Source organism: Streptomyces marokkonensis (assembly GCF_039539045.1).
Classification (GTDB): Bacteria; Actinomycetota; Actinomycetes; order Streptomycetales; family Streptomycetaceae; genus Streptomyces; species Streptomyces marokkonensis.
On sequence record NZ_BAABCQ010000023.1, the window covers coordinates 1 to 24,992 of the forward strand.

Annotated in this window: 27 protein-coding genes; 18 read left to right on the plus strand and 9 right to left on the minus strand. The window is 71.2% G+C overall.

Features of this window, described 5'->3' with window-relative positions; translation table 11 throughout:
- The 11 genes from ABEA26_RS08345 to dapD form a co-directional block, all read left to right on the plus strand.
- Window positions 1-738 (plus strand): helix-turn-helix transcriptional regulator (locus tag ABEA26_RS08345; RefSeq protein ID WP_345590617.1); only part of this gene is annotated, 738 nt, incomplete at its 5' end.
- On the plus strand, window positions 735-2,156 hold the full coding sequence (gene sufB / locus ABEA26_RS08350) for a Fe-S cluster assembly protein SufB (protein ID WP_345590620.1): 1,422 nt from the start codon (window positions 735-737) through the stop codon (window positions 2,154-2,156). The genes ABEA26_RS08345 and sufB, both read left to right, overlap by 4 nt.
- A gap of 61 nt (window positions 2,157-2,217) precedes the next feature.
- On the plus strand, window positions 2,218-3,402 hold the full coding sequence (sufD, locus tag ABEA26_RS08355; protein ID WP_345590621.1) for a Fe-S cluster assembly protein SufD: 1,185 nt from the start codon (window positions 2,218-2,220) through the stop codon (window positions 3,400-3,402).
- Window positions 3,399-3,716 carry a non-heme iron oxygenase ferredoxin subunit gene (locus ABEA26_RS08360; protein WP_279565804.1) on the plus strand — a complete coding sequence of 106 codons (318 nt, stop codon included), beginning with the start codon at window positions 3,399-3,401 and terminating at the stop codon, window positions 3,714-3,716. Before sufD ends, ABEA26_RS08360 begins: the two co-directional genes overlap by 4 nt.
- Window positions 3,717-3,723: 7 nt before the next feature.
- Entirely contained in the window at window positions 3,724-4,488 is a 765-nt protein-coding gene (sufC, locus tag ABEA26_RS08365) for a Fe-S cluster assembly ATPase SufC (RefSeq protein ID WP_279565805.1), read from the plus strand.
- Complete coding sequence (locus ABEA26_RS08370) at window positions 4,485-5,756, plus strand: cysteine desulfurase (protein ID WP_345590626.1); 1,272 nt, start codon at window positions 4,485-4,487, stop codon at window positions 5,754-5,756. The genes sufC and ABEA26_RS08370 overlap by 4 nt, the downstream gene beginning before the upstream one ends.
- A gap of 17 nt (window positions 5,757-5,773) precedes the next feature.
- Window positions 5,774-6,244: a Fe-S cluster assembly sulfur transfer protein SufU gene (gene sufU / locus ABEA26_RS08375; protein ID WP_345590628.1), complete on the plus strand. Its 471-nt coding sequence runs from the start codon at window positions 5,774-5,776 to the stop codon at window positions 6,242-6,244.
- A complete protein-coding gene (locus ABEA26_RS08380; RefSeq protein ID WP_345590630.1) occupies window positions 6,241-6,573 on the plus strand; it encodes a metal-sulfur cluster assembly factor in 333 nt (110 codons plus the stop codon). The genes sufU and ABEA26_RS08380 overlap by 4 nt, the downstream gene beginning before the upstream one ends.
- Window positions 6,574-6,676: 103 nt before the next feature.
- Window positions 6,677-6,997 carry a DMT family transporter gene (locus ABEA26_RS08385; protein ID WP_345590632.1) on the plus strand — a complete coding sequence of 107 codons (321 nt, stop codon included), beginning with the start codon at window positions 6,677-6,679 and terminating at the stop codon, window positions 6,995-6,997.
- The gene (locus ABEA26_RS08390) at window positions 6,997-7,542 is read left to right on the plus strand and encodes a TetR/AcrR family transcriptional regulator (RefSeq protein ID WP_345590634.1); all 546 of its coding nucleotides are present in this window, start codon (window positions 6,997-6,999) and stop codon (window positions 7,540-7,542) included. Before ABEA26_RS08385 ends, ABEA26_RS08390 begins: the two co-directional genes overlap by 1 nt.
- 98 nt (window positions 7,543-7,640) lie before the next feature.
- Window positions 7,641-8,642 (plus strand): 2,3,4,5-tetrahydropyridine-2,6-dicarboxylate N-succinyltransferase, encoded by a 1,002-nt coding sequence (gene dapD / locus ABEA26_RS08395; RefSeq protein ID WP_345590636.1) that lies wholly within the window; start codon window positions 7,641-7,643, stop codon window positions 8,640-8,642.
- 68 nt (window positions 8,643-8,710) lie between these two features.
- On the opposite strand, the gene ABEA26_RS08400 is transcribed toward dapD, so the two are convergent.
- Complete coding sequence (locus ABEA26_RS08400) at window positions 8,711-8,899, minus strand: hypothetical protein (protein WP_345590638.1); 189 nt, start codon at window positions 8,897-8,899, stop codon at window positions 8,711-8,713.
- Window positions 8,900-9,071: 172 nt separating this feature from the next.
- Between ABEA26_RS08400 and ABEA26_RS08405 the strand changes: the two genes are divergently transcribed.
- Window positions 9,072-9,302 (plus strand): hypothetical protein, encoded by a 231-nt coding sequence (locus ABEA26_RS08405; protein WP_345590640.1) that lies wholly within the window; start codon window positions 9,072-9,074, stop codon window positions 9,300-9,302.
- Here the strand turns inward: ABEA26_RS08405 and dapA are convergent.
- The gene (gene dapA, locus ABEA26_RS08410; RefSeq protein WP_345590642.1) at window positions 9,287-10,213 is read right to left on the minus strand and encodes a 4-hydroxy-tetrahydrodipicolinate synthase; all 927 of its coding nucleotides are present in this window, start codon (window positions 10,211-10,213) and stop codon (window positions 9,287-9,289) included. The two genes, ABEA26_RS08405 and dapA, sit on opposite strands and share 16 nt — an antisense overlap.
- Before the next feature lie 166 nt (window positions 10,214-10,379).
- Here dapA and ABEA26_RS08415 point away from each other — a divergent pair, with 166 nt between their 5' ends.
- From ABEA26_RS08415 to ABEA26_RS08425, 3 genes are all read left to right on the plus strand, one after another.
- On the plus strand, window positions 10,380-10,799 hold the full coding sequence (locus ABEA26_RS08415; RefSeq protein WP_345590644.1) for a phage holin family protein: 420 nt from the start codon (window positions 10,380-10,382) through the stop codon (window positions 10,797-10,799).
- On the plus strand, window positions 10,796-11,401 hold the full coding sequence (locus ABEA26_RS08420) for a DUF3618 domain-containing protein (RefSeq protein ID WP_345590646.1): 606 nt from the start codon (window positions 10,796-10,798) through the stop codon (window positions 11,399-11,401). Before ABEA26_RS08415 ends, ABEA26_RS08420 begins: the two co-directional genes overlap by 4 nt.
- A 163-nt stretch (window positions 11,402-11,564) precedes the next feature.
- On the plus strand, window positions 11,565-12,281 hold the full coding sequence (locus ABEA26_RS08425; protein ID WP_345590648.1) for an antibiotic biosynthesis monooxygenase: 717 nt from the start codon (window positions 11,565-11,567) through the stop codon (window positions 12,279-12,281).
- A 22-nt stretch (window positions 12,282-12,303) separates the two neighbouring features.
- Here ABEA26_RS08425 and ABEA26_RS08430 read toward each other — a convergent pair whose 3' ends face one another.
- On the minus strand, window positions 12,304-14,157 hold the full coding sequence (locus tag ABEA26_RS08430) for an endonuclease/exonuclease/phosphatase family protein (RefSeq protein ID WP_345590649.1): 1,854 nt from the start codon (window positions 14,155-14,157) through the stop codon (window positions 12,304-12,306).
- Between the two features lie 322 nt (window positions 14,158-14,479).
- Here ABEA26_RS08430 and ABEA26_RS08435 point away from each other — a divergent pair, with 322 nt between their 5' ends.
- The 3 genes from ABEA26_RS08435 (at window position 14,480) to ABEA26_RS08445 (ending at window position 18,351) form a co-directional block, all read left to right on the plus strand.
- Window positions 14,480-15,907, plus strand: a complete 1,428-nt coding sequence (locus ABEA26_RS08435; protein WP_345590651.1) for a hypothetical protein — start codon at window positions 14,480-14,482, stop codon at window positions 15,905-15,907.
- 247 nt (window positions 15,908-16,154) lie between these two features.
- Window positions 16,155-17,630 (plus strand): alkaline phosphatase PhoX, encoded by a 1,476-nt coding sequence (locus ABEA26_RS08440; RefSeq protein WP_345590652.1) that lies wholly within the window; start codon window positions 16,155-16,157, stop codon window positions 17,628-17,630.
- Window positions 17,631-17,778: 148 nt separating this feature from the next.
- Window positions 17,779-18,351, plus strand: coding sequence for a TetR/AcrR family transcriptional regulator (locus ABEA26_RS08445; protein WP_345590654.1), 573 nt, complete (start codon window positions 17,779-17,781; stop codon window positions 18,349-18,351).
- A gap of 46 nt (window positions 18,352-18,397) precedes the next feature.
- Here ABEA26_RS08445 and ABEA26_RS08450 read toward each other — a convergent pair whose 3' ends face one another.
- The 6 genes from ABEA26_RS08450 to ABEA26_RS08475 all read right to left on the minus strand — a co-directional run bounded on the left by ABEA26_RS08450 (window position 18,398) and on the right by ABEA26_RS08475 (window position 24,839).
- Complete coding sequence (locus tag ABEA26_RS08450; protein ID WP_345590719.1) at window positions 18,398-19,630, minus strand: TerD family protein; 1,233 nt, start codon at window positions 19,628-19,630, stop codon at window positions 18,398-18,400.
- Between the two features lie 121 nt (window positions 19,631-19,751).
- A complete protein-coding gene (locus ABEA26_RS08455) occupies window positions 19,752-20,741 on the minus strand; it encodes a zinc-dependent alcohol dehydrogenase family protein (RefSeq protein ID WP_345590656.1) in 990 nt (329 codons plus the stop codon).
- Window positions 20,738-21,622, minus strand: a complete 885-nt coding sequence (locus ABEA26_RS08460) for a carbohydrate ABC transporter permease (protein WP_345590658.1) — start codon at window positions 21,620-21,622, stop codon at window positions 20,738-20,740. The genes ABEA26_RS08455 and ABEA26_RS08460 overlap by 4 nt, the downstream gene beginning before the upstream one ends.
- A complete protein-coding gene (locus ABEA26_RS08465) occupies window positions 21,619-22,563 on the minus strand; it encodes a carbohydrate ABC transporter permease (protein ID WP_345590660.1) in 945 nt (314 codons plus the stop codon). Before ABEA26_RS08465 ends, ABEA26_RS08460 begins: the two co-directional genes overlap by 4 nt.
- Window positions 22,560-23,930 (minus strand): ABC transporter substrate-binding protein, encoded by a 1,371-nt coding sequence (locus ABEA26_RS08470; protein WP_345590662.1) that lies wholly within the window; start codon window positions 23,928-23,930, stop codon window positions 22,560-22,562. The genes ABEA26_RS08465 and ABEA26_RS08470 overlap by 4 nt, the downstream gene beginning before the upstream one ends.
- Window positions 23,931-24,068: 138 nt before the next feature.
- On the minus strand, window positions 24,069-24,839 hold the full coding sequence (locus ABEA26_RS08475) for a DeoR/GlpR family DNA-binding transcription regulator (RefSeq protein WP_345590664.1): 771 nt from the start codon (window positions 24,837-24,839) through the stop codon (window positions 24,069-24,071).
- Between the last annotated feature and the right edge of the window lie 153 nt (window positions 24,840-24,992).

Below are 24,992 nucleotides of genomic sequence, written 5' to 3' on the forward strand. Positions count from 1 at the left end.
CCACAGGAGGAACTCGCGACCGGTGAGCGGTCCACCCGCAACCGTGTCGCGCGTTCCGTCCTGGACCATGGGCCGTCGACCGTCGCCGAGCTCGCCGGGCGTCTGGGCCTCACTCAGGCCGCCGTCCGGCGCCACCTCGACGCGCTGGTCGCCGACGACGTGGTCGAAGCCCGCGAGCAGCGGGTCTACGGCACGCGCACGCGGGGACGGCCCGCGAAGGTCTTCGCGCTCACCGACTGCGGCCGGGACGCCTTCGACCAGTCGTACGACAAGCTGGCCGCGGACGCCCTGCGCTGGATCGGCCGCCAGGAGGGCGGGGAGCAGGCGATCGCCGCCTTCGCCCGTGCCCGGATCGCCGCCCAGGCGGGCGCGTACCGCAAGGCGGTCGAGTCCGTCCCGGCCGAGAAGCGCACGGAAGCCCTGGCCAAGGCCCTCAGCGCGGACGGGTACGCTGCTACCGCGCGGAGCGCACCCCACCCCCAGCAGGGTGAGCAGCTGTGCCAGCACCACTGCCCGGTCGCCCACGTCGCGGAGCAGTTTCCGCAGCTGTGCGAGGCGGAGACGGAATTTTTCGCCGAGCTGCTCGGTACTCATGTACAGCGGCTCGCGACCATCGCGCACGGCGACGGGGTCTGCACCACGTTCATTCCGAAGACTTCGCACGCGCCGCCCACGGCGCGGGCGCCCAAGAACACCGCTAACGCATCTGCAAGCACGGCCGGGAGGAACCCCGCATGACGCTCCCCACGGAGACTGCTCACCCCGAGCTCGAGGGCCTGGGCAAGTACGAATACGGCTGGGCCGACTCCGACACGGCCGGCGCCTCTGCCAAGCGCGGCATCAACGAGGACGTCGTCCGCGACATCTCCTCGAAGAAGAACGAGCCGGAGTGGATGACCAAGCTCCGCCTCAAGGGCCTGCGCCTCTTCGAGAAGAAGCCCATGCCGAACTGGGGCTCGGACCTGTCGGGCATCGACTTCGACAACATCAAGTACTTCGTGCGCTCCACGGAGAAGCAGGCGGAGTCCTGGGAGGACCTGCCCGAGGACATCAAGAACACGTACGACAAGCTCGGCATCCCCGAGGCGGAGAAGCAGCGCCTCGTCGCCGGTGTCGCGGCCCAGTACGAGTCCGAGGTCGTCTACCACCAGATCCGTGAGGACCTGGAGGAGCAGGGCGTCATCTTCCTGGACACCGACACGGCCCTGAAGGAGCACCCGGAGCTCTTCAAGGAGTACTTCGGGACCGTCATCCCCGTCGGCGACAACAAGTTCGCCTCGCTGAACAGCGCGGTGTGGTCCGGCGGCTCCTTCATCTACGTGCCGAAGGGCGTGCACGTCGAGATCCCGCTCCAGGCCTACTTCCGTATCAACACGGAGAACATGGGCCAGTTCGAGCGGACCCTGATCATCGTCGACGAGGGCGCCTACGTGCACTACGTCGAGGGCTGCACGGCTCCGATCTACAAGTCGGACTCGCTGCACTCCGCCGTGGTCGAGATCATCGTCAAGAAGAACGCCCGCTGCCGCTACACGACCATCCAGAACTGGTCGAACAACGTCTACAACCTGGTCACCAAGCGCGCCGTGGCGTACGAGGGCGCGACCATGGAGTGGATCGACGGCAACATCGGCTCCAAGGTGACGATGAAGTACCCGGCCGTCTACCTGATGGGCGAGCACGCCAAGGGCGAGACCCTGTCCATCGCCTTCGCGGGCGAGGGCCAGCACCAGGACGCCGGCTCCAAGATGGTCCACATGGCGCCGAACACGTCCTCCAACATCGTCTCGAAGTCCGTGGCGCGCGGCGGTGGCCGTACGTCCTACCGCGGTCTCGTCGAGATCGGTGAGGGCGCCCCCGGCTCCAAGTCGAACGTGCTGTGCGACGCGCTGCTCGTCGACACCATCTCCCGCTCCGACACGTACCCCTACGTGGACGTCCGCGAGGACGACGTGTCCATGGGTCACGAGGCGACCGTCTCCAAGGTCTCCGAGGACCAGCTCTTCTACCTGATGAGCCGCGGTCTGAGCGAGTTCGAGGCGATGGCGATGATCGTGCGCGGCTTCGTCGAGCCCATCGCGAAGGAGCTGCCCATGGAGTACGCCCTCGAGCTCAACCGGCTGATCGAGCTGCAGATGGAAGGCGCGGTCGGCTGACGCCCGCCCCTTCGCAGCAGTCCCAGATTTCTTGACGCAGGAAGAGAGCAGACCGACAGCCATGGCTGAGGCTCAGAACATCCCGGTGGGCTCCACCACCGCCGGTCAGATCGCGGTGGCCGCCGAGTCGACCGTCGCCACGCGCATGAGCGCACCCGCGTCCTTCGACGTGGCGGACTTCGCGGTCCCCCACGGCCGAGAGGAGGAGTGGCGGTTCACCCCGCTGGAGCGGCTGCGCGGGCTGCACGACGGCACCGCGGCCGCCACCGGCGACGGTGTGAAGGTCGACATCGACGCGCCCGAGGGCGTCGTCGTCGAGACCGTCGACCGCGGTGACGCGCGCATCGGTAGGGCGGGCACCCCCGTGGACCGGGTCGCCGCCCAGGCCTACTCGTCGTTCGAGAAGGCCGGCGTGATCACCGTCTCCAAGGAGACGGTCCTCACCGAGCCGATCCGCATCGCCGTCCACGGCGAGGGCGGCACCGCCTACGCCCACCAGGTCGTCGAGCTGGGCGCCTTCGCCGAGGCCGTGGTCGTCATCGACCACACCGGTGACGCGGTGCTCGCCGCGAACGTCGACTACGTGCTGGGCGACGGCGCGAAGCTGACCGTCGTCTCCGTCCAGGACTGGGACGACAAGGCGGTGCACGTCGGCCAGCACAACGCTCTGATCGGCCGGGACGCCACCTTCAAGTCGTTCGTGGTCACCTTCGGCGGCGACCTGGTCCGGCTGCACCCGCGTGTCGCCTACGCCGGCCCCGGCGGCGAGGCCGAGCTGTTCGGCCTGTACTTCACCGACGCCGGCCAGCACCAGGAGCACCGCCTCCTGGTCGACCACAACGTCCCGCACTGCAAGTCCAACGTCGTCTACAAGGGCGCGCTGCAGGGCGAGGACGCGCACGCCGTCTGGATCGGCGACGTGCTCATCGAGGCCGCGGCCGAGGGCACCGACACCTACGAGATGAACCGCAACCTCGTCCTCACGGACGGCGCGCGGGTCGACTCGGTGCCGAACCTCGAGATCGAGACCGGCGAGATCGTCGGTGCCGGTCACGCCTCGGCCACCGGCCGCTTCGACGACGAGCAGCTCTTCTACCTGATGGCGCGCGGTATCCCCGAGATCGACGCCCGCCGTCTGGTGGTCCGCGGCTTCTTCGCCGAACTCGTCCAGCAGATCGGTGTCCCGGACATCGAGGAGCGTCTGCTCGCCAAGATCGACGAGGAGCTGGAGGCGTCGGTCGCATGACCTTCGTACGCGTCTGTGGAGCAGGCGAGCTGGAGGAGGACACCCCCAAGCGGGTGGAACTCGACGGCACGCCGATCTCCGTCGTGCGCACCGAGGGCGAGCTGTTCGCGATCCACGACATCTGCTCGCACGCGAACGTCTCCCTCGCCGAGGGCGAGGTCGACGACTGCCACATCGAGTGCTGGCTGCACGGCTCGCGCTTCGACCTCCGCTCGGGCAAGCCCGACAGTCTTCCGGCGACACGCCCCGTCCCCGTATATCCCGTAAAGATCGAAGGGGACGACGTACTCGTCTCCCTCACCCAGGAGTCCTGAGGCACCCATGGCAACGCTTGAAATCCGAGACCTGCACGTCACCGTCGAGGCCGACAACGCCACGAAGGAGATCCTCAAGGGCGTCGACCTCACCGTGAAGCAGGGCGAGACGCACGCCATCATGGGCCCGAACGGCTCCGGCAAGTCGACCCTCGCCTACTCCCTCGCGGGTCACCCCAAGTACACGATCACCGGCGGCACCGTCACCCTCGACGGCGAGGACGTCCTGGAGATGTCCGTCGACGAGCGCGCCCGCGCCGGCCTCTTCCTCGCCATGCAGTACCCGGTCGAGGTCCCCGGCGTCTCGGTCTCCAACTTCCTGCGCACCTCCGCCACCGCCGTCCGCGGCGAGGCCCCCAAGCTGCGCACCTGGGTGAAGGAGGTCAAGGAGGCCATGCAGCGCCTCAACATGGACCCCGCCTTCGCCGAGCGCAACGTCAACGAGGGCTTCTCCGGCGGTGAGAAGAAGCGCCACGAGATCCTCCAGCTGGAGCTGCTCAAGCCGAAGATCGCGATCCTCGACGAGACCGACTCCGGCCTCGACGTCGACGCCCTGCGTGTCGTCTCCGAGGGCGTCAACCGCGTGCACGAGTCGGGCGAGGTCGGCACCCTGCTGATCACCCACTACACGCGCATCCTGCGCTACATCAAGCCCGACCACGTCCACGTCTTCGCGAACGGCCGCATCGCCGAGTCGGGCGGCGCCGAGCTGGCCGACAAGCTGGAGGCCGAGGGCTACGAGGCATACACGAAGGGCGGCGCATCCGAGTGACACAGCTGCCGGGCCTCCTCACCGCGCCCAGTCTTCTGGGTGAGGCGATCCGCAAGGACTTCCCCATCCTGGACCGCGAGGTCCATGACGGACAGAAGCTCGTCTACCTCGACAACGCCGCGACCTCGCAGACCCCCCGCCAGGTCATCGACGTGCTCACCGAGTACTACGAGCAGCACAACGCCAACGTCCACCGTGGCGTGCACGTCCTCGCCGAGGAGGCCACGGAGCTGTACGAGGGCGCGCGGGACAAGGTCGCGGAGTTCATCAACGCGCCCTCCCGCGACGAGGTGATCTTCACCAAGAACGCCTCGGAGTCGCTCAACCTCGTGGCCAACATGCTGGGCTGGGCCGACGAGCCCTACCGCGTGGACCACGAGACCGAGATCGTCATCACGGAGATGGAGCACCACTCCAACATCGTGCCGTGGCAGCTGCTGGCGCAGCGCACCGGCGCGAAGCTCCGCTGGTTCGGCCTCACCGACGACGGCCGCCTGGACCTGTCCAACATCGACGAGGTCATCACGGAGAAGACGAAGATCGTCTCCTTCGTGCTGGTCTCCAACATCCTGGGCACCCAGAACCCGGTCGAGGCGATAGTGCGCCGCGCCCAGGAGGTCGGCGCACTCGTGTGCATCGACGCCTCCCAGGCCGCGCCGCACATGCCGATGGACGTACAGGCCCTCCAGGCCGACTTCGTGGCCTTCACCGGCCACAAGATGTGCGGCCCGACGGGCATCGGCGTCCTGTGGGGCCGCCAGGAACTGCTGGAGGACCTCCCGCCCTTCCTCGGCGGCGGCGAGATGATCGAGACGGTCTCGATGCACTCCTCCACGTACGCCCCGGCTCCCCACAAGTTCGAGGCGGGTACGCCCCCGATCGCGCAGGCGGTGGGCCTGGGCGCGGCGATCGACTACCTCAACTCGATCGGCATGGACAAGATCCACGCCCATGAGCAGGCGCTGACCGAGTACGCGGTGAAGCGGCTGCTGGACGTCCCGGACCTGCGCATCATCGGTCCGGCGACGGCCGAGGACCGTGGCGCGGCGATCAGCTTCGCGCTCGGCGACATCCACCCGCACGACGTGGGCCAGGTCCTCGACGAGCAGGGCATCGCGGTCCGGGTCGGCCACCACTGCGCCCGCCCCGTCTGCCTCCGCTACGGAATTCCTGCGACCACGCGAGCGTCGTTCTATCTGTACTCCACGCCGGCCGAGATCGACACACTGGTCGACGGCCTGGAGCACGTACGGAACTTCTTCGGCTGACGGGACGAGCGAAAAGCATGAAGCTGGACTCCATGTACCAGGAAGTCATCCTGGACCACTACAAGAACCCGCACGGGCGTGGTCTGAGGGACGGCGACGCCGAGGTGCACCACGTCAACCCGACGTGCGGCGACGAGATCACGATGCGCGTGAAGTACGACGGCACGACGATCAGCGACGTCAGTTACGACGGCCAGGGCTGCTCGATCAGCCAGGCCAGCGCCTCCGTGCTGAACGACCTGCTGGTCGGCAAGGACCTCGCCCAGGCGCGGCGGATCCAGGAGACCTTCCTGGAGCTGATGCAGTCCAAGGGCAGGATCGAGCCGGACGACGCGATGGAGGAGGTCCTGGAGGACGCGGTCGCGTTCGCCGGGGTCTCGAAGTACCCGGCCCGGGTCAAGTGCGCCCTGCTGAGCTGGATGGCCTGGAAGGACGCGACGGCCCAGGCACTGGACGGCGCCGACGCCGAGAAGGAGACGACGGCATGAGCGAGACCGTGGAAATGAAGCCCGCCTCGGAGGAGGAGGTGCGCGAGGCCCTGCTGGACGTCGTGGACCCCGAGCTGGGCATCGACGTCGTCAACCTGGGACTGATCTACGGCGTCCACGTCGACGACGCGAACATCGCGACCATCGACATGACCCTGACGTCGGCGGCCTGTCCACTGACGGACGTGATCGAGGACCAGGCCAAGTCCGCCACGGACGGCATCGTCAACGAGCTGCGCATCAACTGGGTCTGGATGCCGCCGTGGGGCCCGGACAAGATCACGGACGACGGCCGCGAGCAGCTGCGCGCGCTCGGGTTCAACGTCTGAGACGCGTCTGAGACGCACCCGCACCGCTTCATGAAACGGCGACGCCCACCGGGCGTCGCCGTTTCCGTGTGCGCGCCCGCCTGCGTTATGTACGCTCGTACACATGGGATATCTGCTCCTGGTCGGAGCCATCGCCGCCGAGGTCGCCGGGACCACCGCCATGAAGTACAGCGAGGGCTTCAGCAGGCTGGTGCCCTCGCTGCTGACGGCCGCCGCCTACGTGCTCTCCTTCACGCTGCTCGCCCAGACCCTCAAGACCCTCGCCGTCGGTACCGCGTACGCCATCTGGGCCGGCGTGGGCACCGCCGCCATCGCCGCGATCGGGGTGGCGTTCATGGGGGAGGGGATGACCGTGACCAAGGCCGCCGGTATCGCGCTGATCATCATCGGCGTGGTCGTGCTGAACCTGGGCGGCGCGCACTGATGGCCCGGCGCCACGACCCGGAACGACGCCGGCGCATCATCGACGCGGCGATCCGGGTCGTCGGGCAGAAGGGGATCGCCGGCCTCAGTCACCGCACCGTCGCCGCCGAGGCGGACGTGCCCCTCGGCTCGACGACGTACCACTTCGCGTCCCTCGACGAACTCCTGGTCGCCGCCCTGCGCCAGGCCAACGAGGGCTTCGCGAAGGTGCTCGCCGCCCACCCCGCCCTCTCGGACCCCCGTACCGACCTGCCCGCCGAACTCGCCCGTGTCCTCGGCGAGTGGCTGGGCGGCGACCGCACCGGCGTCGAGTTGGAGTACGAGCTGTACCTGGCCGCCCTGCGCCGCCCCGCCCTGCGCCCGGTCGCCGCGGAATGGGCCGAGGGCGTCGGCGCCGTCCTCGCCGACCGCACGGACCCGATGACGGTGCGGGCGCTGGTGGCGCTGATGGACGGGATCTGCCTCCAGGTCCTGCTGACGGACACGCCGTACGACGAGGAGTACGCGCGAAAGGCGCTGGCGAGGGTGGTCCCCCCAAGTCCGTGACCGCGCCGGGCGGCGGCGCGTCCCCCGTACCGCCCGGCACGCGAGACGGCCGCGGGGCCGGCTCGCTTCCGCGGGCGACGGCCGGTTAGGTTGCCCTCATGACCGACACGACTGCTCCCCGCACCACCGGCGCCGTGGCCGCCGGGCTTGCCACGATCGCCGCCGACGGCACCGTCCTCGACACCTGGTTCCCGGCCCCCGAACTCTCCGCTGCGGGTGCCGAGGGTCCTGGCCCCTCCGGCACCGAGCGCCTCACCGCCGAACAGGCCGCCGAACTCCTCGGCGGCGGCGCGACCGCGGCGGTCGGTCCGGACGCCCGGCGCGGCGTCGAGGTGGTCGCGGTCCGCACGGTCATCGCCTCGCTGGACGAGAAGCCGGTCGACACGTACGACGTCTACCTGCGCCTGCACCTGCTCTCCCACCGCCTGGTCAAGCCGCACGGCCAGAACCTCGACGGCATCTTCGCCCACCTCGCCAACGTCGCCTGGACCTCGCTCGGCCCGGTCGCCGTCGACGACGTCGAGAAGGTCCGCCTCAACGCCCGCGCCGAGGGCCTGCACCTCCAGGTGACCTCGATCGACAAGTTCCCGCGCATGACGGACTACGTCGCCCCCAAGGGCGTCCGCCTCGCCGACGCCGACCGCGTCCGGCTGGGCGCGCACCTGGCCGAGGGCACCACCGTCATGCACGAGGGCTTCGTCAACTTCAACGCCGGCACGCTCGGCACCTCGATGGTCGAGGGCCGCGTCTCCGCGGGCGTCGTCGTCGGCGACGGCTCCGACATCGGCGGCGGCGCCTCCACCATGGGCACCCTCTCCGGCGGCGGCAACGTGCGCATCACCATCGGCGAGCGCTGCCTGGTCGGCGCCGAGGCGGGCGTGGGCATCGCGCTCGGCGACGAGTGCGTGGTAGAGGCCGGCCTCTACGTCACCGCCGGCACCCGCGTGACGATGCCCGACGGCCAGATCGTCAAGGCCCGCGAACTCTCCGGCGCCTCCAACATCCTCTTCCGCCGCAACTCGGTCACGGGCACGGTCGAGGCCCGCCCGAACAACGCGGTGTGGGGCGGCCTGAACGAGGTCCTGCACAGCCACAACTGACCACCCCCGCCCGCTGAGCGCCCTCTTCGCCCCGGCCACCGCGCACACCGGCCGCCCGCGGAGGGCGCTCACCGTTTCAGGGCCCGGTACCGCTTCAGCAGGGCCGTGATCCGCGCCAGGTCGGCCGGGCCGTTGAGCTCGGTCAGGAGGTCGTCGGGGCACAGCTCGTAGAGGTCGCCCCACCAGCGGCGCCCCCGGTTGTCCCAGATCCGGTAGCCGCCGGGCACGCCCCTGGCCACGTAGCGTCTTCTGCTCATCGCCGTGACCGTATGCGCAGGGGGCGTGCCGCGCCAACGCAATAGAGGTGCATGCCTCGCGCGCCCCCCGCACGTACGGATGACGCCCCGTGACCTGCCGGTGGTCTTGGCGGATGAACGGGTGGACGCAGAGTCCGATCAGACGCCGATCCGACGAAACGAGGAGCCTGGTATGACGAACGAGCGGGCGAGGACCGTGGCGCGTTGGCTGGCCGGGGCGGGCGCCGCGGCGCTGGTGTGCTGGGCCCCGGCGGGGACCGCGCACGCCGACGAGACCACCACCGAGTCGCACAACGGTCCCCGGGTCGGTCTCCTCAACCTCCACGTGGGGCAGATCGACGACCCGGCGGAGGACGTACTGGAGCACACCCTGCTGTTCGGCGACGGCTACGCCTGGGACTGACCCGCGTCGGCGACCAGCCGCTCGTACGCCCCCAGCAACGCCTCGGTCGTCGCCCGGTCCGCGCCCCGCAGCGGTGCGCGGACCGGCCCGGCGGGCAGGCCGAGCGCGCCCAGGAGCGCCTTCGCGGTGACCGTGCCGGGCAGGCCCGCCGCCATCATCGGCTCGATGAGCGGGAGCGCCCTGCGCTGGAGCAGGGCGGCCCGCCGGGTGTCACCCGCGTCGAAGGCGTCGAGGACGGCCCGGAACAGGTCCGGTACGGCGTTGGCGACGGTACTGACGTACCCCGCCGCGCCGATCGCGTACAGGGCGAGGACCTGCTCGTCGCAGCCCGCGTAGTACGCCAGGCCGGTGCGGGACAGCACCTTCTGGGTGCCGAGGAGGTCGTTGGCGCAGTCCTTGACGGCGATGATCCGCGGGTGCTCGGCGAGACGGACCAACGTGTCCGGCTCGATGCGGGTGCCGGTGCGGCCCGGGATGTCGTAGAGGGTCAGTGGCAGCCCGCAGGCGTCCGCGACCTCCAGGAAGTGGGCCTCCAGGGCGTCCTGCGGGGGCCTGCTGTAGTACGGCGCGACCACCAGCAGCCCGTCCGCGCCGGCCTTCTCCGCGGCCAGTGCCAGTTCCACCGTGTGCCGGGTGTCGGCGGTGCCCACCCCGGCGACGAGTGAGACCCGCTCCCCGACCGCCTCCCGCACCGCCGTGACCAGCGCCGCCTTCTCGGCGTCCGTGGTGGTCGGCGACTCGCCCGTGGTGCCGGACAGCACCAGGCCGTCGCAGCCTCCCGCCACCAGCCGGCCGGCGAGCTGCTGGGCCCCGTCGAGGTCGAGCGCACCGGCCTCGGTGAACGGCGTGACCATGGCGCACAGTGCGCGGCCGAAGGGCGGAGGGGAGGGGCGATGGCCGTCTGTCGTCATGGGAGTAGTGTCGGCAGACCGGTCGCGTAGCTCCACTTAATTCTTCTACGAAGTATCAGTAAGAGATGCTTACGGATCGGGGGGCGGGTGAGCGTCGGACGAGGGCAGGGATAGCGCCGGTCCGCCGGGGGTACCCGGAGCGCTCCGAACCGAGAGGAGGCGGAACGTGACCGGGACCATGCACACCAGGCCGGTGCACGACGAGCAGCACTCCGTGGGTGAACTGGTCGGTCAGGCCACCGAACAGCTCTCCCGGCTCGTGCGCCAGGAAGTGACCCTCGCCAAGATGGAGCTGGCGGAGAAGGGCAGGCGTGCCGGGCGCGGCGGCGGGATGCTCGGCGCCGCGGGCGCCATCGCTTACGTCGGTCTGTTCGCCCTGGCCGGCACGGCCACCGCCGCGCTTTCACTGGTGCTGCCCGTCTGGGCCGCGGCGCTCATCGTGACGGCGGCGCTCTTCGTGATCGCGGGTGTACTGGCCATGATGGGCCGCGCCCAGCTCCGTCGCGCCGTGCCCCCGAAACCCGAGGAGACCCTCGGCAGTGTCAGGGCCGACGTGGACCAGATCAGGGAAAGGGCGCATCGATGACCGACGTGACGAGCGGGGACGGCACGAGGGCCGGGACCGGCTCCACCGCACAGCCGGCCGGCGGGGCCAAGGGGCCCGACGAGCTGCGGCAGCAGATCGAACAGACCCGCGGCCAGCTCGGCGACACCGTGGAGGAGCTGGCCGGGAAGGCGGACGTCAAGGGCCGTGCCAAGGCCCGCGCCGCCGATCTCCGGGACAAGGCCGGCGCCATGACCGTCCAGTTGCGCAGTTCCGCCGCACAGGCCGGTCACACCGTGCAGGACAAGGCGGGCAGGGCCGGTCGCACCGTGCAGGACAAGGCGGGCGGGGCCGGTCACACCGTGCAGGACAAGGCGGGCAGGGCCGGTCACGCCGTGCAGGACAAGGCGGGCAGGGCCGGTCGCACCGTGCAGGACAAGGCGAGCAGGGCCGGCCACGCCAGGCACGACGGGGCGGGAGGCGAGGCCGGGCCCGCCACGGAGCGGGGCGTGCCGGGACGGGCACGCGGGGCGGTCCGGGGGGCGCTCGGGCACCCGCGCGCGGTGCTGATCGCCGGAGCGGCGGCGGGCGCCGTGGTCGCGGCGGGTGTGCTGCGCCGCCGCCACCCTCACGGGTACTGCTGAAGCGGAGGACGCGGCGTGCGTGACGAGGGGCCCCGAGCGGGGCCCCTCGTCACGCACGCCGTAGCGGTACCGGAACACCTTCCGGCGGGCACTTGACCTCAACCTTGGTCGAGGTCGGAGAGTGGTGCGTGCACCTGACGACCACCGATCACTGGAGGCCGGCATGACCCGCCGCACCCGCCGTACCGACGCGCACCCCGAACTCGTCCGCCCCGACGTCCAGGCCCCCTTCTTCAGCACCTGGCGAGTGGGCACCCCCGAGCGGCAGCGGCAGACCGTCGACGCCATCGCCCGTACCTGGGAGCGCCGTCCCTGGCCGGCCGACGACCTGCTGGGCTACCACGTCTACACCGGCCACGACGGCAGCACACTGCTGCACCACTCCCAGTGGGCGAGCGAGCCGGCGTACGAGTCCTTCGTGAAGGCGCACCGGCAGGAGCGCGTCGACGAGATCGACACCGCCGTGCCGGGCATCGAGCGGGTGCGGCTCGACAGGTACCGGCGCTACCGCAGCCGCACTCGCGAGACCGGCGGGACGGCGCCCGTCCCGGGGTGCGTCGTGGTCGTCGACGTCGAGTTCGAGGGGCCCGACCCCGAGCGGCAGCGCGCCTGGGTCGACGCCGTCCTCGAGGCACTGGAGAGTGAGCCGGAGCCGCACCCCGGCGGTATCTCCGCCCACTTCCACCTCAGCACCGACGGCACCCGCGTCCTCAACTACGCGGAGTGGGAGAGCGCGCAGGCCCACATCGACGTCCTGGCCGCACCGGGCGACGGCATCGGTTCGGGATCGGCCCTGTGGGAGCGGGTGCAGAACTGGCCGGGCATGACCGGCGGCGGGGTCAACCGCTACGACCACGTCCTCGGCCTCGTCCCCCGCTGAACCCGCTCCCGCGGACGGCCGGTTACGGACGGAACCGCAGCACCTGCGGGTCGTGGTCGCTGATCTGGTCGTGGAACTCGGCGTTGACGTGCACGCTGTCGTACGACAGGCGCCCGCCCCACCGGATCGACGGGCTGACCAGGATCTGGTCGAGGACCTGGCTGTTGCCCTGGTAGACGTACGAGTAACGCTCGCTCCGCGGCAGCGACCTGACCGCCGACCACAGGGCGCCGTCGTCCTCCAGGATGCGGGTGGTCCTCGAGAACTCGAAGTCGTTGATGTCGCCGAGGGTGACGACGTCCGCGTTCTTCTGGGTGGCCAGGACGTCCTTGACGAAGGTGTTCACGGACTTCGCCTGGAGATGGCGCTGCGTCTCCGAGCCGCGCGACGGCGGCTGGTACCGGGCCGTCAGGCTCTGGTCGCCGCCCTTGGAGTTGAAGTGGTTGGCGATGACGAGGACGGTGCGGCCGCGGAAGACGAACTCGCCGGCCAGCGGCTTGCGGCTGTCCTCCCACGCGGGGTTCGCCGGGTCCACGCGGCCGGGGGAGTGGGTGAGGGCGGCCCTGCCGCGCACCTTCGTCACCCCGGTCGCGGTGGTCGCGTCGCCGGCCCCGCGGTCGGTGAAGGAGACCCGCTCCGGGTTGAAGAGGAACGCCTGGCGGATGTTGCCGCCGGGCTGGCCGCCGTCCTCGCCGTCGGCCGGGTCGATGCCGCGCCAGTCGTAGCGGGGGCCGCCGGCCGCTTCGATCGCGTCGATCAGCCTGCCGACCGTCGCGTCGGCGGCCACCGTGCCGTCGTCCGTGGCGCCGTTGTTGTCCTGGATCTCCTCCAGGGACACGATGTCGGGCGCCCTGAGGTTGTGCACGATCGTTTCGGCGTGCGCGGCGAAGGTGTCGTCGGACGGGTCGAGGTTCTCGACGTTGTACGTCGCCACCGCCAGCTCGCGGCTGCCCTGCCGGCGGGTCGACTCGCGCTCCAGGCCCCCGCTCTCCAGGGTGCCGAGCTCGCTCGCGACCAGCGTGTAGCCGCCGTACTGGTTGTAGTCCAGCGGGCCCGCGGTGGTCCCGGCGAGGGTGTCGCCCACGTTGGCGTCGGGGAAGTCGGCCGGCTTGCCCAGGGACTGGATCTGCAGCCGGCCGGTGTTCTGGGAGTCGTAGGAGCCGTACACCGTGCCGCCGCTGCGGTTGGCGTTCTCCCAGGGCTTCACCGTGACCCACAGCTGCGTGTACCGGTCGGAGGCGCCGACCACGCGGGCGTCGGCGACGCGTACGTTCATGCCCTCCAGGGACTCGTAGTGGTCCAGGGCGTACTTGTCCGGCCGGAGTGTCAGGCCGTTGACGGAGCCGTTCGCCGCCTCGTCGCCCTCGGGGGCGTACGCGCGGGGCACGGAGCGGGCGGAGACGGCCGTGGCGGCCGGGAGCGCGTTGCCGCCGGAGACGACGGTGACCGTCGGGCGGGTGATCTCGGTCAGCGACTGGTTGCCGGAGGACGTGCCGCCCGGGACGTACTCCGAGACCGTGCCGGAGACGGTGACCGCGTCACCGACGGCGACCTTCGGGGCGGAGCTGGTGAAGACGAAGACGCCCTCGCTGGTGGCCGGGTCGGCGTCCGGCCGCGGGTCCTGTATCCAGAAGCCCTTGGCGCCGTAGCCGCGGACGCCGGTGACGATTCCGGCCACGTCCGTGACCTGCTTGCCGGCGTACGGTGACAGCCGGGTGCTGCCCTGGATGTCGTGGACGCGCACGGCACCGGCGTACACGGAGCCGGCGCGCGCCGGGTCGGCGTGCGCGGGCGAGGTGAGGACGACCGTGGACGCCGCCGAGCAGACGGCGGCGACGGTGAGCGCGGCGAGGCGCGCGGAGGACTTGCTGGCCAACGTGATCCCTCCGGGGACGTGACAGAGCGCCGGGACGAGGGTGAAGCAGGTGGCGCGGGGGTGGGCGCGACGGGACGAGGGCGGAACGCGAGGGGCCGCGGGCCGCCGTCGGGCCTGGGTGAACACCTGTCCCCCCCCCGCTTTCTACGCGCGTCAATCTCCTGCCTGGTCACATCAGTTGTCAAGGTTTCGGCCATGTACTCCACCCGTCGGGGAGATGAACCGGGCGGCATGGGTGGAAACCCGTCTAGGCTGAGCTGCTGAGCCGTACGGCGTCCAAATGGCCGTACGGCGGTCACGGCGCGCGAGGAGAGAACAGCCGATGTCAGACAGCTCCACCCTGCCGCCCGCACGACTGCGCCCCGAAGCGGAACTGGCCCGCGACGCGCTGTCGGCGCCGGTGCTCTCCCGGGCCGCCCGGCTGGCCCGCTGGGCCGGCCCGGACACCCGCGTCGACGCCGGGGGCGGGCTCGTCGAGGAGCAGTTGCCGGCGGCGGCCGAGGAGCTCGGGCTGAGCGGGGACGACGCCGCGGCGTACGCGAGCGAGGCGTGGCGGATCGCCGTGGACATCGGGCTCGTCGAGATCACCGACGAGGAGGCGGGCACCGTCGAGACGGGCGAGGACCTCGCCACGCTCACCGGCGGCTCCCCGCAGGACGTGCTCGGACTGTGGCTCACCGCCCTGGAGGCGGTGCTCGCCGACGCGAGCGTGCCCGACCTCGACGACCTGGTCGACGCCATGGCCGAGGGCGGCGAGGTCGACCTGTCGTCCCTCGACTGGGACCCGGAGGCCGAGGCGGAGTTCCTCGACGGCGTGCTCGGCAACCTCTACCTGCTCACCGTCGGCGAGGACCACCCCGGTGACGCCTCGGTGCCGCTGCCCGCGCTCGCCGCGTCCGTGATCGTGCCCAGCGACATGGGCGAGCCCACCAACGACGTGCTGGAACAGGTGTCCGACGCGATGATGCGGCTGGACGACCAGTTCCGGCTGCTGGAGCCCATCGGCCTCGTCGAGTACCAGCCGGTCGACGAGGCCCTGATGGCCGACGCGGACGAGGAGCCCGCCGCGCCCGTCGACGAGGCCGACGTCGCCCGCTACGGCATGGTGCGGCTCACCCCGCTCGGCCTGTACGGCCTGCGCGCCCGGCTGCTGGAGGCCGGTTTCGAGGCCCCCGCCGTCGGCGACCTCGCCGACAAGGGCGCCGACGTCCTGCTCGACGGCACCGCCCCCTTCCCGCCGGCCGCGGCCCACGCCGAGACCGAGCTGTGGCTGGCCGGCCGGAGCCCCCTCGCCGCGGCCCGTGAGCTGCTGGCGGCGGCGCGCGGCTCGGACACCGGCGCGCCCCTGCGCCGGCTGCGCTGCCAGCAGGCGCTGTCCCTGGTCGGCACCGAGGCGGAGCCCGCGCTGCGGGAGGTCCTCGACGACGGCGAGCTGGGCGGCCTGGCCCGGGTCTGGCTGACCGAGCACGGCGCCCGGGACGTGCCGGCCCCGCCGCAGGAGATGGTCTTCTGGCTGACCATCGACACGGTGGCCGCACAGCTCGCGGCCGAGGGCAACTCCGAGGAACTGCGCGCCCTGGTGGAGGGCCTGGCCCGGCAGCACAGCGGGTTCTTCGACACCGTGTGGCGGGTCGACCACCCGGCGACGCCGGACGTCCTGGAGGCGATGGGGCGGCTGCACCCCGACAAGAAGATCGCCAAGGAGGCGCGCAAGGCGGCCTTCAAGGCGCGGTCGCAGCAGAGCGGCTGACGCCGGTTCGTCGGCCGGGGTGGGCGTGGCCCGGCCCCGGTTCGTCGGCCGGGGTGGGCGCGGCCCGGCCCCGGTCCGTCGGCCGGGAGCGGGCGCGCGGCCCGGCCCCGGCGCGGTGCGCGGATTCACTCAAGCGGGCAGCGAGAGGTCGCGCCCAGTTCAACCGCCGTTCAGGCACGGGCGCAACCGTGGCGCCGGACCGAGGTCCGCCACCTTCCACGGCACGCCCACCGTCACAGGAGACACCATGTCGCTCACCCGCAGGGACTTCGCCAGTCGATCTGCGCTCACCGGTGCCGGAGTCGTACTGGCGGGCAGTGTCGGCGCCCTCGCCACCGCTCCCCACGCCCTCGCGTCCACGGACACCGAGAGCGCGGGAGAGGAGCACGGCCGTGGCCATGGACACGGGCACGGCCACGACCACGGCGGGGTCGGTTACGGACCTCTGCTCCCCGACCCGGACGGCATCCTCGCTCTGCCCGCCGGCTTCCGGTACGAGATCATCACCTACTGCGGCCGGACCAGGCTGGAGTCGGGCGAGTACACCCCGTCCAACCACGACGGCACCGCCACCTTCGACGGCCCGCGCGGCACCACCCTCCTGGTCAACAACCACGAACTCGGCGGCCACCGCGACGACTGGCCCCACCCCGTCCCGCTCACCGAGGGCCTCGTCTACGACCCGGCCGCCGCCGGCGGCTGCACCGTCGTCGAGGTACGCCGCGGCGGGCACGTCGCCGAGTGGGTCGGCATCGCCGGCACCGCCACCAACTGCGCGGGCGGCAGCACCTCGTGGGGCACCTGGCTGACCTGCGAGGAGACCGAGGACAAGGCCGGCGAGGAGGGGATGACCAAGGACCACGGCTACGTCTTCGAGGTCGACCCCGCGGACCGGCGCGCCAACCGCGACCCCAAGCCGATCAAGGCACTGGGCCGCTACGCCCACGAGGCCGTCGTCATCGACCCCAGGCGCGGCCACGCCTACCTCACCGAGGACGCCTCCGGCCCCAACGGCCTCCTCTACCGCTGGGCCCCGCCGGAGGGCTTCCGGCACGGACGCGGTCGGCTGCGCACCCTCGCCGACGACGCCGGGACCCTCCAGGCCGCCAAGTGCTTCGACTCCGGCGGCAAGTTCGTCGACGACCTCTCCCGCGCGACGAGGACCGGCACCGTCTACGGCGTCGACTGGATCGACGTCCCCGACCGCGACGCGCGGACCACCTCCGTACGCAAGCAGTTCACCGACGGACAGGTCACTCGCGCCCGCAAGCTGGAGGGCATGTGGTGGGCCGACGGCGGCGCGTACATCGTCTCCTCCTTCGCCCGTGACGAGAGCCCCGGCCGGCCGCACGACGGCCAGGTCTGGTTCTACGACCCCAAGCGGCGCACCCTCACCCTGAAGGTCCTCCTCGGCGTCAACCCCGACCCGAACGCCGACGGCGCCTTCGACGGCCCCGACAACATCACCGTCTCCCCGTACGGCGGCCTGGTCATCGCCGAGGACGGCGACGGCGTCCAGCACCTGTTCGGCGCCACCGACAGCGGACGTACCTACCCCATCGCCCGCAACGAACTGAACGTCGGCAGCGAGGGCGACCCCGAGTACAGCGAGTTCACCGGCGTCACCTTCTCGCCCGACGGGAAGACCCTCTACGCCAACATCCAGGACCCCGGCATCATGCTCGCGATCACCGGGCCCTGGAAGCGGCAGAAGCGTCACTGACCGTGAGTCCCGCCCGGGACGCCGACCGGCCCTGGGCGCCCTGAGCCGACGGCCCGGCCCGCACCCCCGCGCAGGGAGTGCGGGCCGGGTCTCGCAGCCCGCGCGGTAGGGTGCGCGCAAGGTTGCCTGGTGGGCAGGGAGTGACGGGATGGCGCAGGTCAGGCGCATGCGTGCGGATGCCCGGCGTAATCGTGAGCGGTTGCTCGTGGTGGCGGGACAGGCCTTCGCCGAGCACGGTGAGAGCGCCTCGCTGGAGGACATCGCCAAGCGTGCGGGGGTCGGCGTCGGCACGCTGTACCGGCATTTCCCGACACGGCGGGCGCTGCTGGAGGCCGCCTACCTGGAGCGGATCGAGTCGATCGCGGCGCGTGCGGACGTCATCGCGGGGGAGCTGGCGCCTGGCGAGGCCCTGGTCGCGTGGCTCGACGAGCTCGCCGCCGGAATGCTCCGGGTGCGGGGGCTCAGGGCGCTGCTGGACACGGCCGTCACGGACGGTGGCCCGGCGGCGGACCGGGCGTCGTGCGGCGACTGCGTGCGGGGCGCGGTGACCCGGCTGGTCCGGGCCGCGCAGGACGCGGGGACGCTGCGGCGGGACGTCGAGCCGATCGAGGTGCTGCGGCTGGTGCACGGGGTGGTGACGGCGGCCGAGTCGACGAGGGGGGAGCCGGGAACGTCGGTCCGGCGGTATCTGTCGCTGGTGTGGCACGGACTGCGGGCGTGAGGGTGAGGGCGCTCCCGGCACGGGGAACGCCCTCACGCCCGGCCGCCTACAGGGCCTTGGCCGCCGGCTTCACCATGCCCTTGACCGTGCGGGACTTGACGAAGTCGCCGATGGCGGTCATCTCCCACTCGCCGGAGTACTGGCGGATCAGTTTCGCCATCATCACGCCGGTCTGCGGCTCGGCGCTGGTGAGGTCGAAGCGGACCAGTTCCTCACCGGTCGCGGCGTCCAGGAGGCGGCAGTACGCCTTGGCGACCTCCGTGAACTTCTGGCCGGTGAACGAGTTGACCGTGAAGACCAGGCCGCTGACCTCCTGCGGGAGTCGGCCCAGGTCGACGGCGATCACCTCGTCGTCGCCGCCGCCCTCGCCGGTGAGGTTGTCACCGGAGTGCTTGATCGCGCCGCCCACGATCTGGAGCTTGCCGAAGTAGCAGCTGTCGATGTGGTTGCGCTGCGGGCCGTAGGCGATGACCGACGCGTCCAGGTCGATGTCCTTGCCGCGGTACGCCGGCTCCCAGCCGAGGCCCATCTTGACCTGGGAGAGCATCGGCCGGCCGCCCTTGACCAGGGAGACGGTCTGGTTCTTCTGGAGGTTGACCCGGCCCTTGTCGAGGTTGATCTTGCCGGCGCCCGGGACCGGGGCGGCCGGTGCGGCCGACGCCGCGGGGGGAGCGGAGGGCATCGTCGGCGCGGCGGCGGGCGGGGGCGGCTGGGTGGCCGCCTGGGACCGCTGCGGAGCCGGCGGGGCGGCCGGCGGGGCGGCCGGCTGGGCGGCCGGGGCGGCGGGCTCCTCCACCGAGACGCCGAAGTCGGTCGCGATGCCGGCCAGGCCGTTGGAGTAGCCCTGGCCGACGGCGCGGGCCTTCCAGACGCCGTTGCGCAGGTAGACCTCCACGATCACCAGTGCGGTCTCGGCGCCGAGTTGCGGGGGCGTGAAGGAGGCGAGGACGGAGTTGTCGTCCGCGTTGCGGATGGTGGCTGTCGGTTCGATGCCCTGGAAGGTCTGCCCGGCGGCGTCCGGGCTGGCGGTGACGACGATCTTCTCGATGCCCGGCGGGACGGTGGAGGTGTCGACCACGATCGCGTCCGGGGCCGAACCGCCGCCGGATCGGTAGGTCACGCCCTGGCCGGTGGGCTGGTTGTAGAAGATGAAGTCGTCGTCGGAGCGCACCTTGCCGTCGGCGGTGAGCAGCAGGCCCGATACGTCGAGCCGCACGGGCGCGGCGACGTCCACCGTCACGCGGGCGGCGGAGAGGGGGATGTTCGAGCCGGGGGTCATAGCTGTCATGCCGGTTGAACGAGCGAGGCCGTTTTACCGTTCCCTTACTCGGGGGCCAATCGGGTCAGTGGTGGGTGGGGCGGCCGTCCCGCCGCCCCATCCCCTGCCCGGCAGCTCCTAGCTAGGGCACGACCACGATCTTCCGGCCCACGCCCGCCGCGAACTGCTCCAGCGCCTCGGGGTAGCGGTCCAGCGGGATGCGGTCGCTGATGAAGACGTCCGGGTCCAGGACGCCGTTCGCGAAGAGTTCGGCCGCGCGTTCGTAGCTGTGCAGGACCGCCATCGAGCCGGTGATGGTGATCTCCTGGTTGTAGATGCGGTACGGGTCGATCTGCACGCGGGTCGCGTAGTCGGCCACGCCGAACTGGAGGAACGTGCCGGCCTTGGCGACCCGGTCCAGGCCGTCCTGGATGGCCGCCGCGTTGCCCGTCGCGTCGATGACGAGGTCCCAGCCCTGGGGGCGGTCCAGTTCGTCGGGGGTCGCGGCGGAGGCGGAGACGCCGAGGCCGCGGGCGGTCTCCAGGCGGGCCGGGTTGAGGTCGACCATGTCCACGCTGGCCGCGCCGGTCCGCTTGGCCAGCTCCAGCATCATCAGGCCCATCGTGCCGGAGCCGTAGATCAGGACGTGGGAGCCGAGGCGGGACCGGAGGACGTCGTAGCCGCGGACGGCGCAGGACAGGGGTTCGATCAGCGCCGCGTCCTGGGTGCGGACGTGCTCGGGGAGCTTCACGCAGTTCGCCACGGGTGCCACCGCGTACTTCGCGGCGCCGCCGGCCGTCGTCACGCCGATGGCCGCCCAGCGTTCGCAGAGGTTGTTGTGGCCGGTGCGGCAGTAGCGGCACTCGTAGCAGTACAGGGACGGGTCGACCGCGACCCGGTCGCCGACGGACACCTCGGTGACCCGGTCGCCGACGCCGACCACCTCGCCGGCGAACTCGTGGCCCGGCACGATCGGGAGCTTGGGCGCGAACTCGCCCTGAAGGATGTGCAGGTCGGTGCCGCACAGGCCGCAGGCGGCGACCTCCACGACGACCTCGCGCGGTCCTGGCGTCGGGTCCGGTACCTCGGTGACGACGGCGCGGCCCACGGACTCGATGACGGCGGCCTTCATTTCACGGCTCCAAGCGACAGGCCCTGGACCAGTTTGTCCTGGGCGGCGAACCCCGCGGCGAGCACCGGCAGGGAGATGACGAGCGACGCGGCGCACACCTTGGCCAGGAAGAGGCCCTGGCTGGTGATGAAGCCGGTCAGGAAGACGGGGGCGGTCTCGGCGACCACGCCCGTCAGCACCCGGGCGAAGAGCAGTTCGTTCCAGCTGAAGATGAAGCAGATGAGGGAGGTCGCGGCGATGCCGGGCAGGGCGATCGGGGCGACGACCCGGGCCAGGATCGTCGGCAGCCTCGCGCCGTCCACGCGGGCCGCCTCGATGATCGCGACCGGGACCTCGGCCAGGAAGGACTGCATCATCCAGACCGCGATCGGCAGGTTCATGGAGGTGTAGAGGATGACCAGCAGCCAGATGTTGTCCAGCATGTCGGTGTTCTTGGCGAACAGGTAGATCGGCAGCAGGCCGGCCACCACCGGCAGCATCTTGGTGGAGAGGAAGAAGAACAGGACGTCCGTCCACTTCCTCACCGGCCGGATGGACAGCGCGTAGGCGGCGGGCAGGGCCAGGACCAGGACGAACAGGGTCGACGCGATCGACGCCACCGCCGAGTTGATCAGCGACGGCCAGGGGCTCGCGCCGCCGCCCGCGCCGAAGAACTCGCGGTAGCCGTCCAGCGTCAGCGACGCCGCGAAGGACGGCGGGTTGGTGGCCGCGTCCTCCTCCGAGTGGAAGGAGGTGAGCGCCATCCAGGCGATGGGCAGGAAGAAGACGATTCCGGCCAGCCAGGCCACCAGTCCCAGGCCGGCTCCCGCCTTGCGGCGGGCGCGCGCGGGCTCGGCACCGGTGGTGCCGGTGGTGGCGGGTCGTACGGCGGTGGCGCTCATGCGCGGCCGACCTCCTCGCGGAACAGGGACGACACCACGCGCAGCGCGAAGGTGGCGATGATGATCGAGCCGATGACGACCAGGACGCCCGCGGCCGAGGCGAGGCCGTTCTCGTGGGCCTGGTAGAAGGTCTGGTAGACGGTGTAGGGCAGGTTGGCCGTGCCCAGGCCGCCGGACGTGATCGTGAAGACCGCGTCGAAGTTCTGGACGATGTAGATGGAGCCGAGCAGGGCGCCGAGTTCCAGGTAGCGGCGCAGGTGGGGCAGGGTGAGGTGGACGAAGATCTGCCAGTCGCTCGCGCCGTCCACCCGGGCCGCCTCCATCTGCTGCTGGTCCCTGCTCTGCAGGCCGGCCAGCAGGATGAGCATCATGAAGGGCGTCCACTGCCACACCAGTGAGGCCTCGATGGCGAGCAGCGGGGTGTTCGAGATCCAGTCCGGCTGCGGCCCGCCGACGTAGTGCAGCAGGCCGTTGAGCAGGCCGTACTCCGGGTTGTACAGGACGTGCTTCCAGAGCAGCGCCGCCGCCACCGGCACGACGAGGAACGGGGCGATCAACAGGGTGCGGACCAGGCCCCGGCCCTTGAACCTGCGGTCGAGCAGCAGGGCGAGTGCCAGGCCGAGGACCAGGCTGACCAGGACCACGGCCACCGTCAGCAGGATCGTCGTCCACACCGACCGGCGCATGTCCGGATCGCTGAGGACGTCGCCGTAGTTGGCGAAGCCGGTGAAGGCGCGGGCGTCCGGGTAGAGGGCGTTCCAGTCGAAGAAGGAGATCACCAGGGTCGCCACGAAGGGCAGCTGGGTGACCACGATCATGAAGATCAGGGCGGGGAGGAGGGGCGCCCGGGTGGCCCAGGCCCGCAGTCGTGAGGACGGCGGACGGACGGTGGGGCGGGAGTGGTCGGGTGCGGCCGAGGGGGCCGTTGTCGTGGCGGTCATCGTCCCTCGTACTCCTCGGAGATCTTCTCGGCGAGCTGCTGGGACTTCTCCAGGGCCTCCTCGACGGACTGGCGTCCGGCGATGGCCGCGCTGATCTCCTGGGAGACCTGGGTGCCGAGGTCGGTGAACTCGGGGATGCCGACGAACTGGATGCCGGGCGCGGGGCGCGGCTGCACGCCGGGATCGTTCGGCTTGGCGCCCTCGATGGCCTCCCGGGTCATCTCCTGGAAGGCGGCGGCCTCCTCGACGTAGTCCGGGTTCTCGTACGTCGAGGCGCGCTTGCCGGCCGGGACGTCGGACCAGCCGACCTGGTCGCCGACGAGCTGCTCGTACTCCTTGCTGGACGCCCAGGAGACGAACTCCCAGGCCTTGTCGGCGTTGCGGGAGGCCTTCTGGATGCCCCAGGCCCAGGTGTAGAGCCAGCCGGCGGACTCGGTCTTCTCCACGGGGGCGGGCGCGTAGCCCATCCTGCCCTTGACGGGGGAGTTCGCCGACTCCAGTGAGCCGGCCGCGGAGGTGGCGTCGTACCACATGGCGACGTTGCCCTGCGTGATGTTGTTCAGGCACTCGGCGAAGCCGGACTGGGCGGCGCCGGACTGCCCGTGCTCGCGGACGAGGCCGACGTAGAACTTCGTCGCCTTCTCCCACTCGGGGGAGTCGAGGCGCGCCTGCCAGTCGGTGTCGAACCAGGTGCCGCCGAAGGTGTTCACGACCGTCGTCAGGGGTGCCATCAGCTCGCCCCAGCCGGGCAGCCCGCGCAGGCAGATGCCCTTCATGTCCGGCTCGGCCCCGTCGAGTTCGGCGGCGAGCTCGCCCACCTGGGCCCAGGTGGGGTGCTCGGGCATCGTCAGGCCCTCCTTCTCGAACACGTCCTTGCGGTACATCAGGAAGGACGACTCGCCGTAGAAGGGCTGGCCGTAGAGCTTGCCGTCGTCGCCGGTGAGGGACTCGCGCATCGGCCCCAGGATGTCCTTCTCGTCGTACGCCGGGTCCTCGGCGACGTAGGTGTCCATCGGCTGGAGCCACTCGTTGCGGGCGTAGATCGGTATCTCGTAGTTGGAGAGGGTGGCGACGTCGTACTGGCCGGCCTGGTTGGCGAAGTCCTGGCTGATCTTGTCGCGGACGTCGTTCTCCGGCAGGACGGTGAAGTTCACCTTGATGCCGGTCTCTTCGGTGAAGTGGTCCGCGGTGAGCTTCTGCAGCTGGACCATCTGCGGGTTGTTGACCATCAGGACGTTGATGGAGTCGCCGCCGGATCCGGCCCCGCCCGCTCCGACCCAGCAGCCGGTGAGCAGCGGGGCGAGCAGCGTCCCTGCGGCGGCCATGGCGAGTGTGGCTCGCGGCCTCCGTCGGCTCTGGGTTCGCATGGATCGCTCCTGAACATATGGGGAGGTATGGGGCAGTGGAGGGTGTGAGGGTGCCCTTTGGGGACGTGGGTCGGTCTGTCGGGCGCGGTTGACGGTTCTTCGGACGCGGACGGCGGTCCGGACGTGTACGGGGGTTCTTCAGACGCGGATGACCTGAGGGCCGAGCAGCGAGTAGCGGTGGGCCTCGGCCGTGGGCAGCAGCGTGCTGGTGACGATCGCCTCCAGGGCGCCGACCTCCGCGAACCGGCAGAAGGTGACCGCCCCGAACTTGGTGTGCGTGCCGGCGAAGACGGTGCGGCGGGCGGCGCGGATCGCCTGGGTCTTGACCTCGCTGACCGCCGGGTCGGGGGTGGTGAGACCGTGCTCGCGGGAGATGCCGTTGGCGCCGATGTACGCCAGGTCGATGACGAAGCCGGCCAGCATCTTCGTCGTCCAGTGGTCGACGGTGGCCAGCGTGCCCGGGCGGACCCGGCCGCCGAGCAGCAGGACGGAGGTGTCGCCGGCCTCGGCGAGCGCGCCGGCGACCGGGAGGGAGGCGGTGACCACGGTCAGCGGTCGGTCCCGGGGCAGGGCCTCGGCGATGAGCTGCGGGGTGAAGCCCTCGTCGACGAAGACCGTCTCGGCGTCGCCGAGCAGGTCGGCGGCCGCGGCGGCGACCCGGCGTTTCTCGGGTACGTGGCTGGTGGCGCGGAAGGCGAGCGTGGTCTCGAACCCGGCGCTCTCCACGGGGTAGGCGCCCCCGTGGGTGCGGCGGACCAGGCCGTGGTCCTCCAGGGCGCGCAGGTCCCGTCGTACGGTCTCCTTGGCGACGCCGAGTCCGGCCGCGAGCGCGGTGACGGCGACCGAGCCGGTGGCGCGGGCGATCCGCACGATCTCGTGCCGGCGCTCCTCCGCCGTCCTTGTGCCCATGTCGAACACCTGCCTCACCGCCTTGCACGCCGTGCCTTGCCCGTTCGGGCCCGTTCGGTCCTTGGGGGAAGTTCTACAGCGGCCGTGCGGCGCTGACCAGGCCTGTCGCGGACCCGATGCTGCCCGCTTGTGCCCGTTCAGGTCGCCGGGTGT

What these genes read in the sequence shown, in the direction of transcription:
- dapA (WP_345590642.1), bottom strand. Translation starts at nt 10,213, where the DNA reads ATGACGACAGACGGCCATCGCCCCTCCCCTCCGCCCTTCGGCCGCGCA.
- sufB (WP_345590620.1), top strand. Translation starts at nt 735, where the DNA reads ATGACGCTCCCCACGGAGACTGCTCACCCCGAGCTCGAGGGCCTGGGC.
- ABEA26_RS08465 (WP_345590660.1), bottom strand. Translation starts at nt 22,563, where the DNA reads ATGACCGCCACGACAACGGCCCCCTCGGCCGCACCCGACCACTCCCGC.
- dapD (WP_345590636.1), top strand. Translation starts at nt 7,641, where the DNA reads ATGACCGACACGACTGCTCCCCGCACCACCGGCGCCGTGGCCGCCGGG.
- ABEA26_RS08385 (WP_345590632.1), top strand. Translation starts at nt 6,677, where the DNA reads ATGGGATATCTGCTCCTGGTCGGAGCCATCGCCGCCGAGGTCGCCGGG.
- ABEA26_RS08405 (WP_345590640.1), top strand. Translation starts at nt 9,072, where the DNA reads ATGACGAACGAGCGGGCGAGGACCGTGGCGCGTTGGCTGGCCGGGGCG.
- ABEA26_RS08420 (WP_345590646.1), top strand. Translation starts at nt 10,796, where the DNA reads ATGACCGACGTGACGAGCGGGGACGGCACGAGGGCCGGGACCGGCTCC.
- ABEA26_RS08445 (WP_345590654.1), top strand. Translation starts at nt 17,779, where the DNA reads ATGGCGCAGGTCAGGCGCATGCGTGCGGATGCCCGGCGTAATCGTGAG.
- sufC (WP_279565805.1), top strand. Translation starts at nt 3,724, where the DNA reads ATGGCAACGCTTGAAATCCGAGACCTGCACGTCACCGTCGAGGCCGAC.
- ABEA26_RS08450 (WP_345590719.1), bottom strand. Translation starts at nt 19,630, where the DNA reads ATGACCCCCGGCTCGAACATCCCCCTCTCCGCCGCCCGCGTGACGGTG.
- ABEA26_RS08455 (WP_345590656.1), bottom strand. Translation starts at nt 20,741, where the DNA reads ATGAAGGCCGCCGTCATCGAGTCCGTGGGCCGCGCCGTCGTCACCGAG.
- ABEA26_RS08360 (WP_279565804.1), top strand. Translation starts at nt 3,399, where the DNA reads ATGACCTTCGTACGCGTCTGTGGAGCAGGCGAGCTGGAGGAGGACACC.
- sufD (WP_345590621.1), top strand. Translation starts at nt 2,218, where the DNA reads ATGGCTGAGGCTCAGAACATCCCGGTGGGCTCCACCACCGCCGGTCAG.
- ABEA26_RS08425 (WP_345590648.1), top strand. Translation starts at nt 11,565, where the DNA reads ATGACCCGCCGCACCCGCCGTACCGACGCGCACCCCGAACTCGTCCGC.
- ABEA26_RS08460 (WP_345590658.1), bottom strand. Translation starts at nt 21,622, where the DNA reads ATGAGCGCCACCGCCGTACGACCCGCCACCACCGGCACCACCGGTGCC.
- sufU (WP_345590628.1), top strand. Translation starts at nt 5,774, where the DNA reads ATGAAGCTGGACTCCATGTACCAGGAAGTCATCCTGGACCACTACAAG.
- ABEA26_RS08380 (WP_345590630.1), top strand. Translation starts at nt 6,241, where the DNA reads ATGAGCGAGACCGTGGAAATGAAGCCCGCCTCGGAGGAGGAGGTGCGC.
- ABEA26_RS08435 (WP_345590651.1), top strand. Translation starts at nt 14,480, where the DNA reads ATGTCAGACAGCTCCACCCTGCCGCCCGCACGACTGCGCCCCGAAGCG.
- ABEA26_RS08470 (WP_345590662.1), bottom strand. Translation starts at nt 23,930, where the DNA reads ATGCGAACCCAGAGCCGACGGAGGCCGCGAGCCACACTCGCCATGGCC.
- ABEA26_RS08440 (WP_345590652.1), top strand. Translation starts at nt 16,155, where the DNA reads ATGTCGCTCACCCGCAGGGACTTCGCCAGTCGATCTGCGCTCACCGGT.
- ABEA26_RS08390 (WP_345590634.1), top strand. Translation starts at nt 6,997, where the DNA reads ATGGCCCGGCGCCACGACCCGGAACGACGCCGGCGCATCATCGACGCG.
- ABEA26_RS08400 (WP_345590638.1), bottom strand. Translation starts at nt 8,899, where the DNA reads ATGAGCAGAAGACGCTACGTGGCCAGGGGCGTGCCCGGCGGCTACCGG.
- ABEA26_RS08475 (WP_345590664.1), bottom strand. Translation starts at nt 24,839, where the DNA reads ATGGGCACAAGGACGGCGGAGGAGCGCCGGCACGAGATCGTGCGGATC.